This is a genomic window from Ensifer sp. MJa1 (genome assembly GCF_037026475.1).
Lineage (GTDB): Bacteria > Pseudomonadota > Alphaproteobacteria > Rhizobiales > Rhizobiaceae > Ensifer.
In genome coordinates, this window is record NZ_JAKUMO010000016.1 from 53,488 (window position 1) to 66,933 (window position 13,446).

The 13,446-nt window shown below is 57.7% G+C and carries 12 protein-coding genes and 2 pseudogenes; 10 read left to right on the forward strand and 4 right to left on the reverse strand.

What is annotated here, in order from left to right; genetic code table 11:
• Window positions 1-7: 7 nt before the first annotated feature.
• Complete coding sequence (locus tag MKZ91_RS20595) at window positions 8-616, reverse strand: Urease operon accessory protein (protein WP_112977385.1); 609 nt, start codon at window positions 614-616, stop codon at window positions 8-10.
• Window positions 617-760: 144 nt separating this feature from the next.
• Between MKZ91_RS20595 and folE the strand changes: the two genes are divergently transcribed.
• The 5 genes and pseudogenes from folE to trpB all read left to right on the forward strand — a co-directional run bounded on the left by folE (window position 761) and on the right by trpB (window position 5,510).
• Complete coding sequence (gene folE, locus MKZ91_RS20600; protein ID WP_112977384.1) at window positions 761-1,369, forward strand: GTP cyclohydrolase I FolE; 609 nt, start codon at window positions 761-763, stop codon at window positions 1,367-1,369.
• 40 nt (window positions 1,370-1,409) lie between these two features.
• Window positions 1,410-2,117, forward strand: coding sequence for an SDR family NAD(P)-dependent oxidoreductase (locus tag MKZ91_RS20605; protein ID WP_226020871.1), 708 nt, complete (start codon window positions 1,410-1,412; stop codon window positions 2,115-2,117).
• A 41-nt stretch (window positions 2,118-2,158) separates the two neighbouring features.
• On the forward strand, window positions 2,159-3,721 hold the full coding sequence (locus tag MKZ91_RS20610) for a cryptochrome/photolyase family protein (protein WP_112977383.1): 1,563 nt from the start codon (window positions 2,159-2,161) through the stop codon (window positions 3,719-3,721).
• Between the two features lie 45 nt (window positions 3,722-3,766).
• Window positions 3,767-3,928 (forward strand): DUF2256 domain-containing protein, encoded by a 162-nt coding sequence (locus MKZ91_RS20615; RefSeq protein ID WP_306299910.1) that lies wholly within the window; start codon window positions 3,767-3,769, stop codon window positions 3,926-3,928.
• A 363-nt stretch (window positions 3,929-4,291) separates the two neighbouring features.
• Window positions 4,292-5,510 (forward strand): annotated as a pseudogene (gene trpB / locus MKZ91_RS20620) (tryptophan synthase subunit beta).
• A gap of 645 nt (window positions 5,511-6,155) precedes the next feature.
• Here trpB and MKZ91_RS20625 read toward each other — a convergent pair.
• On the reverse strand, window positions 6,156-6,881 hold the full coding sequence (locus MKZ91_RS20625) for a FadR/GntR family transcriptional regulator (RefSeq protein WP_113554868.1): 726 nt from the start codon (window positions 6,879-6,881) through the stop codon (window positions 6,156-6,158).
• Window positions 6,882-7,036: 155 nt separating this feature from the next.
• Between MKZ91_RS20625 and MKZ91_RS20630 the strand changes: the two genes are divergently transcribed.
• From MKZ91_RS20630 to hydA, 5 genes are all read left to right on the forward strand, one after another.
• Entirely contained in the window at window positions 7,037-7,834 is a 798-nt protein-coding gene (locus MKZ91_RS20630) for an ABC transporter substrate-binding protein (RefSeq protein WP_113554867.1), read from the forward strand.
• Between the two features lie 63 nt (window positions 7,835-7,897).
• Window positions 7,898-8,569, forward strand: a complete 672-nt coding sequence (locus MKZ91_RS20635) for an amino acid ABC transporter permease (protein ID WP_112977457.1) — start codon at window positions 7,898-7,900, stop codon at window positions 8,567-8,569.
• Window positions 8,569-9,318, forward strand: a complete 750-nt coding sequence (locus MKZ91_RS20640; protein ID WP_255381566.1) for an amino acid ABC transporter ATP-binding protein — start codon at window positions 8,569-8,571, stop codon at window positions 9,316-9,318. Before MKZ91_RS20635 ends, MKZ91_RS20640 begins: the two co-directional genes overlap by 1 nt.
• 29 nt (window positions 9,319-9,347) lie before the next feature.
• Window positions 9,348-10,619 carry a cysteine desulfurase-like protein gene (locus tag MKZ91_RS20645; RefSeq protein WP_336172934.1) on the forward strand — a complete coding sequence of 424 codons (1,272 nt, stop codon included), beginning with the start codon at window positions 9,348-9,350 and terminating at the stop codon, window positions 10,617-10,619.
• Window positions 10,620-10,642: 23 nt separating this feature from the next.
• Window positions 10,643-12,079 (forward strand): dihydropyrimidinase, encoded by a 1,437-nt coding sequence (hydA, locus tag MKZ91_RS20650; RefSeq protein ID WP_336172935.1) that lies wholly within the window; start codon window positions 10,643-10,645, stop codon window positions 12,077-12,079.
• Between the two features lie 83 nt (window positions 12,080-12,162).
• On the opposite strand, the pseudogene MKZ91_RS31640 reads toward hydA, so the two are convergent.
• Both MKZ91_RS31640 and MKZ91_RS20655 read right to left on the reverse strand, forming a co-directional pair.
• A pseudogene (locus MKZ91_RS31640) lies at window positions 12,163-12,312 on the reverse strand (IS6 family transposase); the annotation flags it as partial.
• Between the two features lie 161 nt (window positions 12,313-12,473).
• A complete protein-coding gene (locus tag MKZ91_RS20655) occupies window positions 12,474-13,373 on the reverse strand; it encodes an NAD(P)-dependent oxidoreductase (RefSeq protein WP_442892320.1) in 900 nt (299 codons plus the stop codon).
• Between the last annotated feature and the right edge of the window lie 73 nt (window positions 13,374-13,446).

A 13,446-nucleotide genomic window follows, 5' to 3' on the forward strand; every position in this document is an offset into this window, starting at 1 on the left:
CCAAATCTCAGAGGCGGCGCACGTGTCCCTGGTCGATAAGCCTTTCGACGAGTTTACGCTCGGCATCAAATGGATGTCCGTTCCATCCGCGATGCGAGAAACCTGATAGCAAAACCGTGTCGTCAGGCCCAGCAACTTCACCAACCACATAAGCTATCGTGATGAGGCCCGAACTTGGCACGATGTAACTACCTGGGGTCAGTGTTCGAAGCTCCAGGTCAGTATGGTCATGAAATCGGCGCGGAATCACCGTAAAGTTCTTCCCGTTATTAAGAGCGAAGTCTGCAAACTCCCCCGTATAGTCGTCACAAAAATCATCAAGCGAAGGGTGTTGTATTGCGAGCTGTTGCTTTAGCTCGGCAAATTTCGACCCCTCGCGTACGCACAATATTGTTCCGGCATTTTTGACCGCCGAGTTGTTCCGCCACGCGGGCTGTCCTATCATCGCAGCCGCAGGGCGGCCCGTATTGCAGACTGCGACGACATCCGTGCGCTTCCCTCCATCTCCGACGGATCTGCAGTCATTGAAGCGAATGACAAGGTCACAACTGTCAATTACAAGCGCATCAGCGTCAGCGAACGAGCCATTGCCAACAACCACGATACTTCGCGCCATTTTCTGTTACTCCATCAAAATGCGGCAATACGACACCTTTTTAGAAACAGATCAAAAAATATGCGATCCGTCCCTATGGCCGATTTGATCCAATCGAAGGAAATAATCGTAGTGGTGTGGCTGACCAAATAAGGAGAGTTTTTGATGGACGCGATTGTGACGGACAGCGATCTTTTGTTCGCATCAGATGTTCCGACTCAGGCGGAAGCGGAGTCAGCCGTGCGGACCTTGATACGTTGGGCCGGCGATGACCCGTCGCGCGAAGGCCTCCTCGAGACACCCAGACGGGTAGCGAAAGCATATCGTGAGCTTTTTGCGGGATACGAGGCGACGCCGGAAGACATTTTGGCGACGACATTTTCCGACGTCGCCGGCTATAGCGATATGGTCATCGTTAAAGACATCGAGTTCCATTCTCATTGCGAGCACCACATGGTGCCCTTCCATGGCGTTGCCCACATCGCCTATATCCCCGAGGGCGGGGTTCTTGGTCTCTCCAAGATGGCCCGTCTGGTTGACCTTTATGCGCGCCGGCTGCAGACCCAGGAAACGATGACATCCCAGATCGCCAAAGCTCTCGACGAAAGCTTGAGGCCGAAAGGTGTTGCGGTGATGCTCGAAGCCGAGCACATGTGCATGGCAATGCGCGGCATCCAGAAACAAGGTGCCAAGACAATCACGACGACGTTCGTTGGAAAGTTCGAACGATCGGCCAGAGACCAGACAAGATTCATCCAATTCGTGCGCGGTTAGGAAACATGAACCGACTCCACCATCGCTGAAAGAATCGTAAATGGCCGAATACTCGATGAAATCGCTGAAAGCGGGATACTCCGCTGTTATAATCGGAGCTAGTGGCGGGATCGGTGGCGCCATCAGTGCGGCCTTGAAATCTGATCCCAACTGTTTTGCGGCAGTTCCTCTTTCTCGTAGTTCCGATGGTTTTGACATATCCGACGAGGCAAGCATCAAGAGGGCTGCCGACGCGCTTGAGCCCGGTGCGTACGATTTGATCCTCTGTGCGACAGGCGCGCTCACCATCGATGGGGTCGGCCCGGAACGATCCATCCGACAAATCTCGCAGTCAGCGATGATGGCGCAGTTCGCCTTGAATGCTGTAGGGCCCGCCCTCACCCTCAAGCATTTCACCCCGCTCCTTGCTCGCAAGGAGAGGACGATCTTCGCATTCCTATCGGCTCGGGTAGGATCCATCGGCGATAATGCACTCGGTGGATGGATTTCTTACCGTTCCTCGAAAGCTGCGCTCAACCAGATTGTTCGCACCGGTGCGATTGAACTTGGCAGGATCAACCCTCAATCGGTTGTTGTCTCGATACATCCAGGAAGCGTTAAGACAACCCTTTCAGAGCCTTTTGCATCGGGACACGAGCGAATGGAGCCCGTGGACGTCGCGCAAAGAATACTAGCGGTGCTTGATGAGCTTCAACCATCGGACACAGGCGGCTTTTTCGCGTATGACGGTAGTCCTATCCCTTGGTAGCCGACCGTTCGAAGCTGTTTTTCGTCACGTTCGGGTGACCAATGCCGGATGTTCCTGCAGGTAAGATTCGAAATCTGGTTCTCATACTCGGCGATCAACTCTCCAGATCAGTTTCGAGCATGGAGAATTTTGATCCCGGACAGGACATCGTGATGATGTGCGAGGTAATGGAAGAGGCCACCTACGTTAGTCATCACAAGCTGAAAATCGCCTTCATATTTTCTGCGATGCGACATTTTGCAGCTGAACTTCGTGAACTTGGATTTGATGTTCATTACACAACGCTCGACGATCCAGAAAACAGTGGTTCGTTCATCGGAGAGCTCGCGCGCCAGGTCGCTAAAGCCAAGCCCCGACGAGTGGTCGTATGCGAGGCCTCAGAGTGGCGGGTTCTTGAGGCTATGAAAGAATGGGAGACGTTGCTTCGTCTGCCTGTCGATATAAGGCCAGACACGCGCTTCCTCTGCTCCAAAAGTGAGTTTCAAGACTGGGCCCAGGGCCGCAAAACTTTGACGATGGAATATTTTTATCGCGATATGCGGCGTCGCACCGGTCTATTGATGAACAGGAATGACCCTGAGGGGGGGCGATGGAACTTCGATGCCGAGAACCGTAGGCCAGCGCAGCCTGATCTTTTCCAACCCAGGCATCGTCGGTTCAGTCCGGACACTATCACGAGAGAAGTTGTTCGGCTTGTAGAACGAAAGTTCCCCGAAAACATGGGCTCCACCAGCGATTTTGGGTTTGCAGTCACTCGCGCCCAAGCCGAAGAGGCGGCTGATGATTTCATCGATCAGTTCCTCCCGAATTTTGGCGAAACGCAGGATGCGATGTTGAGAGAGCGACCGTTCCTCAACCATGCCCTGCTCTCATTCTACATAAACATCGGGCTCCTTGATCCCCTGGAAATCTGCCGCGCGGCCGAGCGCGCTTACATGGAAGGCCATGCGCCACTCAACAGCGTCGAAGGCTTCATCCGCCAGATTATCGGATGGCGCGAATATATCCGCGGCATCTACTGGCTGAAAATGCCAGGCTATGAAAACTCAAACGCTTTTAACGCGCATAGGTCGCTTCCCGAATTCTTTTGGAGCGGCGAAACGGATATGGCCTGCGTGTCATCTGTCATTACTCAAACGATCAATTACGCATACGCCCACCATATCCAGCGCCTAATGGTGGTTGGAAACTTTTCGATGCTGGCGGGGCTCGACCCTCATGCTGTTCATCTCTGGTATCTCTCCGTATATGCGGACGCGTTCGAATGGGTGGAATTGCCGAACGTCATCGGCATGAGCCAATACGCGGATGGCGGATTCATGGCCTCAAAACCCTATGCCGCAAGCGGCGCCTACATTTCCCGGATGTCGGACTACTGCGAAGGATGTCGGTACAATGTCGAGAAGAAGACAGGTACGGACGCCTGCCCCTTCAATGCTCTTTACTGGGACTTCCTCGATCGAAACGCTGACACGCTTTTTAACAATCATCGCCTCGGCCAGACGTACTCTTCGTGGAAGCGAATGTCTGCCGACAAACAGGAGCTCTACCGCCAAAGTGCACGGGCATTTCTTGCAGATCTTGATGCTGGTAAACGCGTGTGATCTCGCGCAACACACAAGATATTGGCGGAGCTTAACTTGGCTAGGATGATCAAGAAGGCGGATTTGCCCAAGAAGATCTGCCCAAGCTGTGGGCTTGCCTTCGAATGGCGTCGAAAGTGGGCAAAGGATTGGAACCGGGTCAAATTTTGCTCGGAACGCTGCCGCCGATCGAAAGGGTCAACACCCACCAAGGTCATCAGCATGTGATCGTATCGGCCGATATCTGCCACATCTGCGAAAAGGCTGTGATGCCGCGTCCCTAAAGCGGCTAGAACCTAATGACGATCTCTTAGTTTATGAGACCCGCACTGCTCGCCTACAGCCATGAAGCTTGGCCAGATACAATATGATACCCGTCGCTGCCGCCTCTATTGGGAAGATGCGCAAGTCGGAAGCCGAACCTGCTTTGGGTCAGGCGGCCACCGCGGCAAAAGCACCGGGTATTTCGCCAATCTGCAACTTCTCTGCCAAGAGCACCACCGGAACGCCCGTGACGGGTGCAGATTTGATACTCAGATATTTGATCTAAATTTTGCGAGCATCGTATAACGCGAAGCGAGGAGATACGACATGTCACTGATGTCATTAAATGCATTGCCCGACGACAAGGGTTTCTTCGGAAAGTTTGGCGGCCGATTTGTAGCCGAAACGCTCATGCCGTTGCTTATCGCGGTGACCAAGGAATGGCAGGCCGCTAAGACGGATCAGTGCTTTTGGGAAGAACTCGACGAGTTGTCTCGACATTATGTCGGCAGACCCAGTCCGCTCTATTTTGCGGAAAGACTGACGGCCCACTTAGGCGGCGCGCGGATCTATTTGAAACGGGACGAACTGAATCACACCGGTTCTCACAAGATAAACAACTGCCTGGGCCAGATCCTGATCGCCCGTCGCATGGGTAAGACCCGCATCATTGCCGAGAAAGGGGGGGGGTCAACACGGGGTTGCGACAGCGACGATGGCCGCGCGGTTCGGGCTGGACTGCGTGATTTATATGGGATCGACCGATATCGAACGGCAGGCTCCTAACGTCTTCCGCATGAAGTTACTGGGAGCGGAAGTCCGCGCCGTTAGCTCCGGAAACGGCACTCTTAAGGACGCCATGAACGAAGCGCTTCGCGACTGGGTCTCAAATGTTGAAGATACCTACTACCTCATTGGAACCGCAGCGGGGCCCCACCCCTATCCGGAGATGGTGAGAACTTTGCAGTCTGTGATTGGCCGTGAGGCGCGAGAACAGATAGTCCGGCATGAGAACCGCCTCCCTGACCTTCTTGTCGCAGCCGTCGGTGGCGGCTCGAACGCGATAGGTCTCTTTCACCCGTTTCTGTCCGATAGCGAAGTTGCGATGGTCGGTGTCGAGCCTGCCGGAAAGGGTCTGGACACACCAGAACACTGTGCCTCTCTCACAGCAGGCACTCCAGGGGTCCTACACGGCAACAGAACGTACCTGCTGCAAGACGGTAACGGTCAGATCAACGAGGGCCACTCGATTTCCGCGGGTCTCGACTATCCTGGCGTCGGCCCTGAGCACTCTTGGCTCAAGGATAGTGGACGCGTCGCCTATTCCTCAGCCACTGACGAAGAGGCCCTGCAAGCTTTTCAGTTGTTATCGACCGTTGAAGGCATCATCCCCGCTTTGGAGCCGTCGCATGCCATCGCCGAGGTCATGAAGAGCGCTCCGCTTATGGAGCCGGATAAAGTCATTATCGTCAACCTCTGCGGCCGCGGAGATAAGGACATCTTTACTGTGTCCAACCTTATGGAACTGGATGAGACTGATAGCTAGTTGCGCACGAAATGTGAGCGCCGGGGGGAGCGGTTTTGTGATGCTGACCTCGGCCTGTCGATCGAGAGCAGCCAGAAAATTAACGAAGTAGTCGCTGGGCTGACACTCTGTTAACCCCAGAAATTGAAGAACAACCCGTTTAACTCCCAAACGACACGGCGTCAGTAAATAGTGCACACCAATGACTCAACGCGCGTCCTGGCCCGTTGCGGAACTCCGCGCCCGTAGGCTGCTAGCGAGGGTTAGATTGCGTACAAACGATTGAGTGCACGGCGGCAATCGAGATCGCCGGGCTATAATTGAGGCAGAAACGGACGAGGCAATATTCGAACTCGACTTTGCTCGATTAACTTTCATGTCTTCGGATTCAATCCGCGCTCGGACCCCAGACATGGCCAGCGCGACCGTCACAGCCGCCGGTATCGCTCCATCGCCATATCGTCCATCTCTCCATGCTAGAGCGCAGCGTCTATTGATGAAAAAACAAGCCACGCCGTAATTCGTAAGACCGCGCTTTTGACATAGACTACATTGCCGTCGATACATTGTCCGAACTTCTGTACCGCACTTTGCGTGAATCTCTTGTGCGCGTAACCGTTCGTCGAGAGCTTGCTTCTGTTGGGGTCGACGCGGCGATCAGTCCGTCTAAAGCGTTGCATCTGCAGACAACGATTTCGGCTCCAACCCGGCGCAACGGGCGGTGTTGCGAATATGAGTTTCCATCTCAAGCTTCGCCCGCGCACCGTCATTGGACCTAAGAGCCATGATGATCTTCCGATGTTCGCCGATCGATTCCTGCATGCGTTCGGGGTCGGTGATCGGGATCGGCTGACGTTGAGTCTCCGTCACCTGATCCCGCACCGTCTGGTACAGCGCCTTGAGCATGGCATTCGAGCAGGCGGAGACGATGGTGCCGTGAAACTCGAGATCCGCCTCGACATTGGCCAGAAGATCCTGGCTCGCCCAGCACTCTTCCATGGTGCGGGTCGCCTGCTCCATCTGGTCGAGCTGCAACTGGGTGAGACGCCCCGCGGCCAGCCGGGCGATCTCGCCTTCCAGCAGGATGCGCGTCTGGAAGACGTCGAACACCGAATAGCTGTCGGAATAGCGCCAGGGTGCCATGTGACCAGCTGCACCCGAGCTGGGCGCAGACGGGCTCGCAACGAAGGTGCCCCGCCCAGCCTCGGTCTTCAAAAGCCCGAGCGTTTCCAATGTCAGCAACGCTTCCCGCAGAGAGGCCCGGCTGATACCGAATTTCTGGGAAAACTCCCGCTGCGACGGGATCTTTTCCCCCGGCTTCAACTGGCCGGACTGGATCATGCTTTGGATCTCGCGTGCCACCGATTGCGGAACGAGCGTCTTGTTGAACATGCGGTTCCTTCTCCGGCAGCGTGCTTCGTCGTGCAATCTATTTTTTCAGGCATCCCCTTGCCAAGCGGAAAGCGGCATGCTTTTTTTGGCCTGACTGGTCTGACCAGTTAGACCAATGTAGATTGAGTCACGTTCAAAAAACAAGGGGAACTCTCATGACACGTTCAACCATCTTCAAGTCAACGCTCTTGGCCGGCCTGTTTGCCGCAGCCCTCGGCACCTCCGCCCATGCCGCAGACCTCACGGTCGGCGCCAACATCGGTAACGTGCCGTGGGAATTCGAAGACGCCAGCGGCAAGGTCACCGGCTTCGAGGTCGACCTCGTCAACGAGATCGCCAAGCGTCTTGGCAAGACCGTCGAATTTGTCAACACGCCCTTCAACGGCCTCTTCCCGGCCGTTCAGTCCGGCCGCATCAACATGGCAATCTCCTCGATCACCATCACCGAGAAGCGCCTGGAATCGGTTTCCTTCGCCCAGCCCTACTATGACAGCGACCAGTCGCTGACGGTGACCGCCGCTTCCGGCATCACCGGCCTCAAGGACATGGGCGGCAAGGTCGTCGGCGTCGACACTGGCTCGACCGGCGACATGTGGGCCGAAGGCCACAGGGATGAATACAAGCTCGGCGAGATCCGCCGCTTCGAAGGCTTGCAGCCAGCCATGCTCGACCTCGTCGCCGGTCGCGTCGACGGCTACATCTCTGACATTCCCGCACTTCTCTACTACGTGAAGGACAAGCCCGAGCTGAAGGTAGTCGAGCGTATTCCGACCGGCGAGAAATACTCGATCATGTTCAACAAGAACGATCCGCTGGCGACCGAAGTGAATGGCGTCATCACTAAGCTCAAGCAGGAAGGCTTCATCGCCAAGCTGCACGAGACCTGGTTCGGCGCGGAGGCCGAGGACACGACCTCGACCGTCGCTGTGCTCGACATGCCCAAGGGCAAGTAACGCTCGAAACGCGGCCGGCGGGACGGTCTCGTTCCGCCGGCCTGCCATGGGAGCCGATGCGGCATGACACTCATCAATACCTTCTTCAACCTCGATGTCCTGGCTAACAGCCTTCCAGTCTTACTGTGGGGGCTGATCGTGACCCTGCAGATCGGGGTGACGAGCATTCTCGTCGGTCTTGCCGGCGGCCTTTTCCTGGCGGTCACGCGCCTCTATGCACCGAGCCTCATCAAGATCCTCATCCGCATATACATCGACATCTTCCGCTCGATCCCGCTGCTGGTGCTGCTGATCATCGTGTATTATGCCCTGCCCTTCATCGGCATTCGCCTTTCACCCTTCCTCTCGGCCGTCACTGCACTGTCGCTGGTCTCGGCGGCTTATACGGCGGAAATCTTCCGCGCCGGCATCGAGGCGATCCCGCACGGCCAGTTCGAGGCCTCCGCAGCGCTCGGTCTGTCGAACCGCCACACCATGATCGACGTGATCCTGCCCCAGGCGATCCGCATCGTCATTCCGCCGCTCACCAACAACTGCATTAACGTCATGAAGGATACGGCGCTCGCCTCCGTCGTCGCCATGCCGGATCTCCTCAAGCAGGCGACCCAGGCCCAGGCGCTCGCCGCCAATCCGACACCGCTGATCGGCGCGGCGCTCATCTATATCGCCCTGCTCTGGCCGATGGTCGCCGTCGTCTCGCGTCTCGAAAAACACTTCAGCCGGGGGAAGCGCTGATGACCGCAACGACCGCTCCTCTCATTTCTATCCGCGGGCTCACCAAGGCCTATGGCGCCTTCACCGTCCTGCACGGTATCGACCTCGACATCGCCGAAGGCGAAGTCGTCTGCGTCATCGGCCCGTCGGGCTCGGGCAAGTCCACGCTGATCCGCTGCATCAACCATCTCGAAGCTTTCGCGCCGGAAAGCCGGATCACCGTCGACGGCATCCGCGTCGAGCCCGGCCCGGCCCTCGCAAAGGTCCGCGCCGAAGTCGGCATGGTCTTCCAGTCCTTCAATCTCTTCCCGCACATGACAGTGCTCAAGAACGTCATGCTCGCCCCGATGCGGGTCCGCGGCACTTCGGAAGCGGAAGCCGAGCGCAAAGCGCGCGAACTGCTCGCCCGCGTCGGCATCTCCGAGCAAGCGGAGAAGTTCCCAGGTCAGCTCTCCGGCGGCCAGCAGCAGCGCGTGGCGATCGCCAGGGCGCTGGCCATGGAGCCGCGCGTCCTGCTCTTCGACGAGCCGACCTCGGCGCTTGATCCAGAAATGGTCGGCGAAGTGCTTGATGTCATGCGCAAGCTTGCCGGATCAGGCGTCACCATGGTCGTGGTCACCCATGAAATGGGCTTTGCCCGCCAGGTCGCTGACCGGGTGATCTTCATGGATGGCGGAAGGCTGGTCGAAAGCGGCACCCCGGCAGACATCTTCGACGCCCCCAAGCATGAGCGGACGCGCGGTTTCCTCCGCGCAGTCCTCAACCATTAAACAAGAAAAAACATCGGAGGACACCCGCAATGGCAACACCTTCCACCAAGTCGCTCGATCTCGACTATGTGCGCAGCCAGTTCCCGGGCCTGGCCCGCGGCTGGACCTTCTTCGACAATGCGGGAGGCTCCCAGATCCTCAAAATTGCCGTCGAGCGGATCAACACCTTCCTCTATGAGAAGAACGTCCAGATCGGCGGTTCATACGAAGTCTCGCAGGCCGCGGCGGCAGCCCTCTACGAGGCGCGTACCGCCGCCATGCATCTCGTCCATGCACAGCGTCCGGAAGAGATCGTTTTCGGCAACTCGACCACCGCACTGCTGCAAAACCTCGCCCGCGCCATGCACAGCCAGCTGACGGCCGGCGACGAGATCATCATCACTGTATCGGATCACGAATCCAACATCGGTCCCTGGGACCGGTTGCAGGAACGCGGCGTCATCTTGAAGATCTGGCCGCTGAACAAGGAAACTTTGTCACTCGACCTCGCCGATCTCGCCCCCTTGATGAGCGAGCGCACGAAGCTCGTCTGTGTGACTCATTGCTCGAACATCCTCGGCTCCATCAATCCGATCCGCGAGATCGCCGATTTCGTCCATGCCCGTGGCGCCAAGATCTGCGTTGATGCCGTCGCCTATGCCCCGCACCGGGCGGTCGACGTGCAGGCCTTCGACGTCGACTATTACGTCTTCAGCCTCTACAAGACCTATGGTCCGCATTACGCGCTGATGTACGGCAAATACGACCTGCTGCTCGAGCTCGACACGCTCTACCACTACTTCTACGGCCGGGACAAAGTGCCGGGCAAACTGGAGCCGGGCAATCCCAATTACGAACTCGCCTATTCGACCTGTGGCATCGTCGACTATCTCGTTTCACTCGGCGAACAGGCCGGCGAAACCGGAACTGTCAGGCAGAAGATCGAAGCTGCCTATGGCGCGATCACCGCTCAGGAAGACGCGCTCACCGAGCGGCTTCTGACCTATCTTCGTTCGCGCAACGACTGCCGGATCATCGGGCAGTCGGCGAACCCCGACAGCCAACGTGTGCCCACCATTGCCTTCCGCTTCGATGGACGCGAGGCGGCAGACCTCTGCAAGGCCATGGACGCCGAGAAGATCGCCATGCGCTTCGGAGACTTCCATTCACGTCGGCTTGCTGAATATCTTGGACTGACCGACCATGGCGGCATGCTGCGTGTCTCGATGGTGCATTACAACACGATCGAGGAAGTCGATCGCTTCACCGCGGCCCTCGACCGGATCCTCGCCGGCGAAGCCGGCCTCGCCAGGGCGAGCTGAAAATCAACGAAAAGGACTGACTGATGCGCTTCGATACGGTGATCCGCAACGGAACGGTGGTAACGGCAAGCGACACATTTGTGAGCGATGTCGGCATCAGGGACGGCCGGATCGTGGCGCTGGCGGCAGAGCTGACGGATGCAGACGAGGTAATCGACGCCGCCGGCCTCTTCGTCCTTCCCGGTGGCATCGACAGCCATGTGCATCTCGACCAGCCCTCCGGCGAGGGCATCGTCATGGCTGACGACTTCGACAGCGGTACCCGCTCGGCCGCGATCGGTGGCAACAGCACGGTGCTCGCCTTCTGCATGCAGGAAAAGGGTCAGTCGCTGCGCGAGGCGCTGAAGGTCTATCACGCCAAGGCGGACGGCAATTGCCATGTCGACGTCTCGTTCCACCTCGTGATCACCGACCCGACGGCCGAGGTGCTCGGCCAGGAACTGCCGGCTCTCGTCGAAGACGGCTACACCTCTCTCAAAGTCTTCATGACCTATGAGGGACTTCGCCTGCGGGACGACGAGATCCTGGCAACCCTCGATACCGCGCGTCGCACCGGCGCGCTGGTCATGGTCCATTGCGAAAACGAAGACGCGATCCGCTACCTGATCGGCCGGCATGAAGAAGAGGAGAAACTCGCGCCCAAATATCATGCCACGACCCGGCCGGTCGCGGCAGAACGCGAAGCAACGCATCGCGCCCTCTCGTTCGCCGAAATCGTCGATGTGCCGATGGTTATCGTCCATGTCTCTAACCGCGAGGCGATGGAGGAAATCCGCCGCGCCCGCCAGCGTGGCCAGAAGATCGCCGGCGAGACCTGCCCGCAATATCTGATGCTGACGGCAGATGATCTCGACCTCGGAGGTCTGGATGGGGCGAAATATGTCTGCTCGCCGCCGCCGCGCGACAAGGCAAGCCAGGATGCGTGCTGGGAGGGGATCGAGCAGGGCGTCTTCGACCTCTTCTCCTCCGACCACTGCCCCTTCCGCTTCGACGATCCGGAAGGCAAGCTGAACGATAAGGGAAAACGCCATTTCCGCTGGATTCCGAACGGCATCCCGGGCGTGGCGACGCGCCTGCCGATCCTCTTTTCCGAAGGCGTGATGAAAGGTCGGATCGACCTCAACCACTTCGTCGCGATCACCTCAACCAACCACGCCAAGCTTTACGGAATGTACCCGCAGAAGGGAACGATCGCGATCGGATCCGACGCCGACATCGCACTCTGGGATCCGGCCGAACGGGTGACTCTAACCAACGAGATCCTGCAACACGGCGCCGACTACACCCCCTATGAAGGCCTTAATGTTCAGGGATGGCCCGTGCGACTGCTTGTTCGGGGCAAGACTGTCGTGGAATATAGATCAATCCTGCACGGTGGAAGAGGACAATATCAGAGTCGCAAAAGGTCGAACATTATTGCCGCCTCTGCTTTGATAGCCGATGAACCATTCGATGCGTAGATGCGCTCTTTTTTGCAATCGCTAATTAAAAGAACGACGGTGGATGTCTTAGGCAAAGGCTGCCAGAAACGCGCCGCTCATCACCGGACCATCTGATGTGAAAAAATGATCCGAGGAGCAGCCAGCATGTCCTCGACCTTCCGCAGGCTGAGAGGAAGCGATTAGAGCCAGACGGCGTGGGAAATGTTCTCAACCGGGAAACGATGGCGGCGGTAGCGCGGGCCACGGTTCATCGTAGCCCTTACTTGCACATCAAATTCCAAATGCCGTTACCTGACGGTGCCCGCGCCACGCCTCGAGCAGAGGCAACATGATCCGGGGACTATTTCGGCACACAGCCTTCGGCGAGCGAGTCGCAGCGTCCCCTCGGCTCCCGTCGCAATGCTGCGGCTCATCACTCCAGCCGAGCCGGAAAGCCCGGTGCGCGCAGGTCGGTCTTGAGCAGGTCTTCCAGAAGCTTGGCGATCATCGGCGATTCGGCGTTGCCTCCATAGGCCGCCTTGGCGGCAACGTAAGTTTGCTGGGTTACCCCCGCAAGGTCGAGCGGGACGCCGAATTCACGGCCGAACGCCATGGCAAATCCGAGATCCTTCAGCGCCAGGTCAATGTTGAAGGCAACATCGTACGATCCGTTGAGGATGAGCGCGCCCTCCGTCTCATGGACAAAGGAGTTGCCCGAGGAAGCCTTGATGGCATGCCAGGCCTGACCGAGATCCAGGCCGCCGCGCCGGGCAAGCATTAACGCTTCGCTGCATGCCTTGAGGTGGATGAAGGCCAGCATGTTGGTGATCACCTTGATGATCGCAGCATTGCCAAGCGTACCCATGTGGAAAATCTTGTTGCCCATGGCTTCGAGCGCCGGCAAATGGGCGTCAAAGAGGTCCTTGTCGCCGCCGGCAAGCATGGTGATCTTTCCGTGCGCGGCAAGATGCACGCCGCCCGTCACCGGCAGCTCCATCGCTCGCACGCCATGCCTCGCCGCAACAGCAGCGAGACGAAGAATTTCATCACGGCTCAGCGTCGACATCTCAATCCAGGTCGATCCGGGTCTCAGGCCCGAAAGTAACTGGGTAAGAACCAGCTCGGAAACAGATGGTGAGGGTAGGCAGGTGATTACAGCATCGCACTGCCGCGCCATCGCTTCCGGAGAATCCGCCCAGGTCGCCCCTTCTGCAACGAGGCGATCTGAAAGATGTTTGTGGCGATCATGCACGACCACCTTGAAGCCGGCCTTGAGCAGGCTGGCAGCAAGGCGCCCTCCGAGATTTCCTAGCCCGATATAGCCATAGATCATTGGCATTCGATCCTTGTTAAACCGATAGGTGAAATCATAAGCGGAGGCGAAACGGCCACTTAGCAGAGCCGGA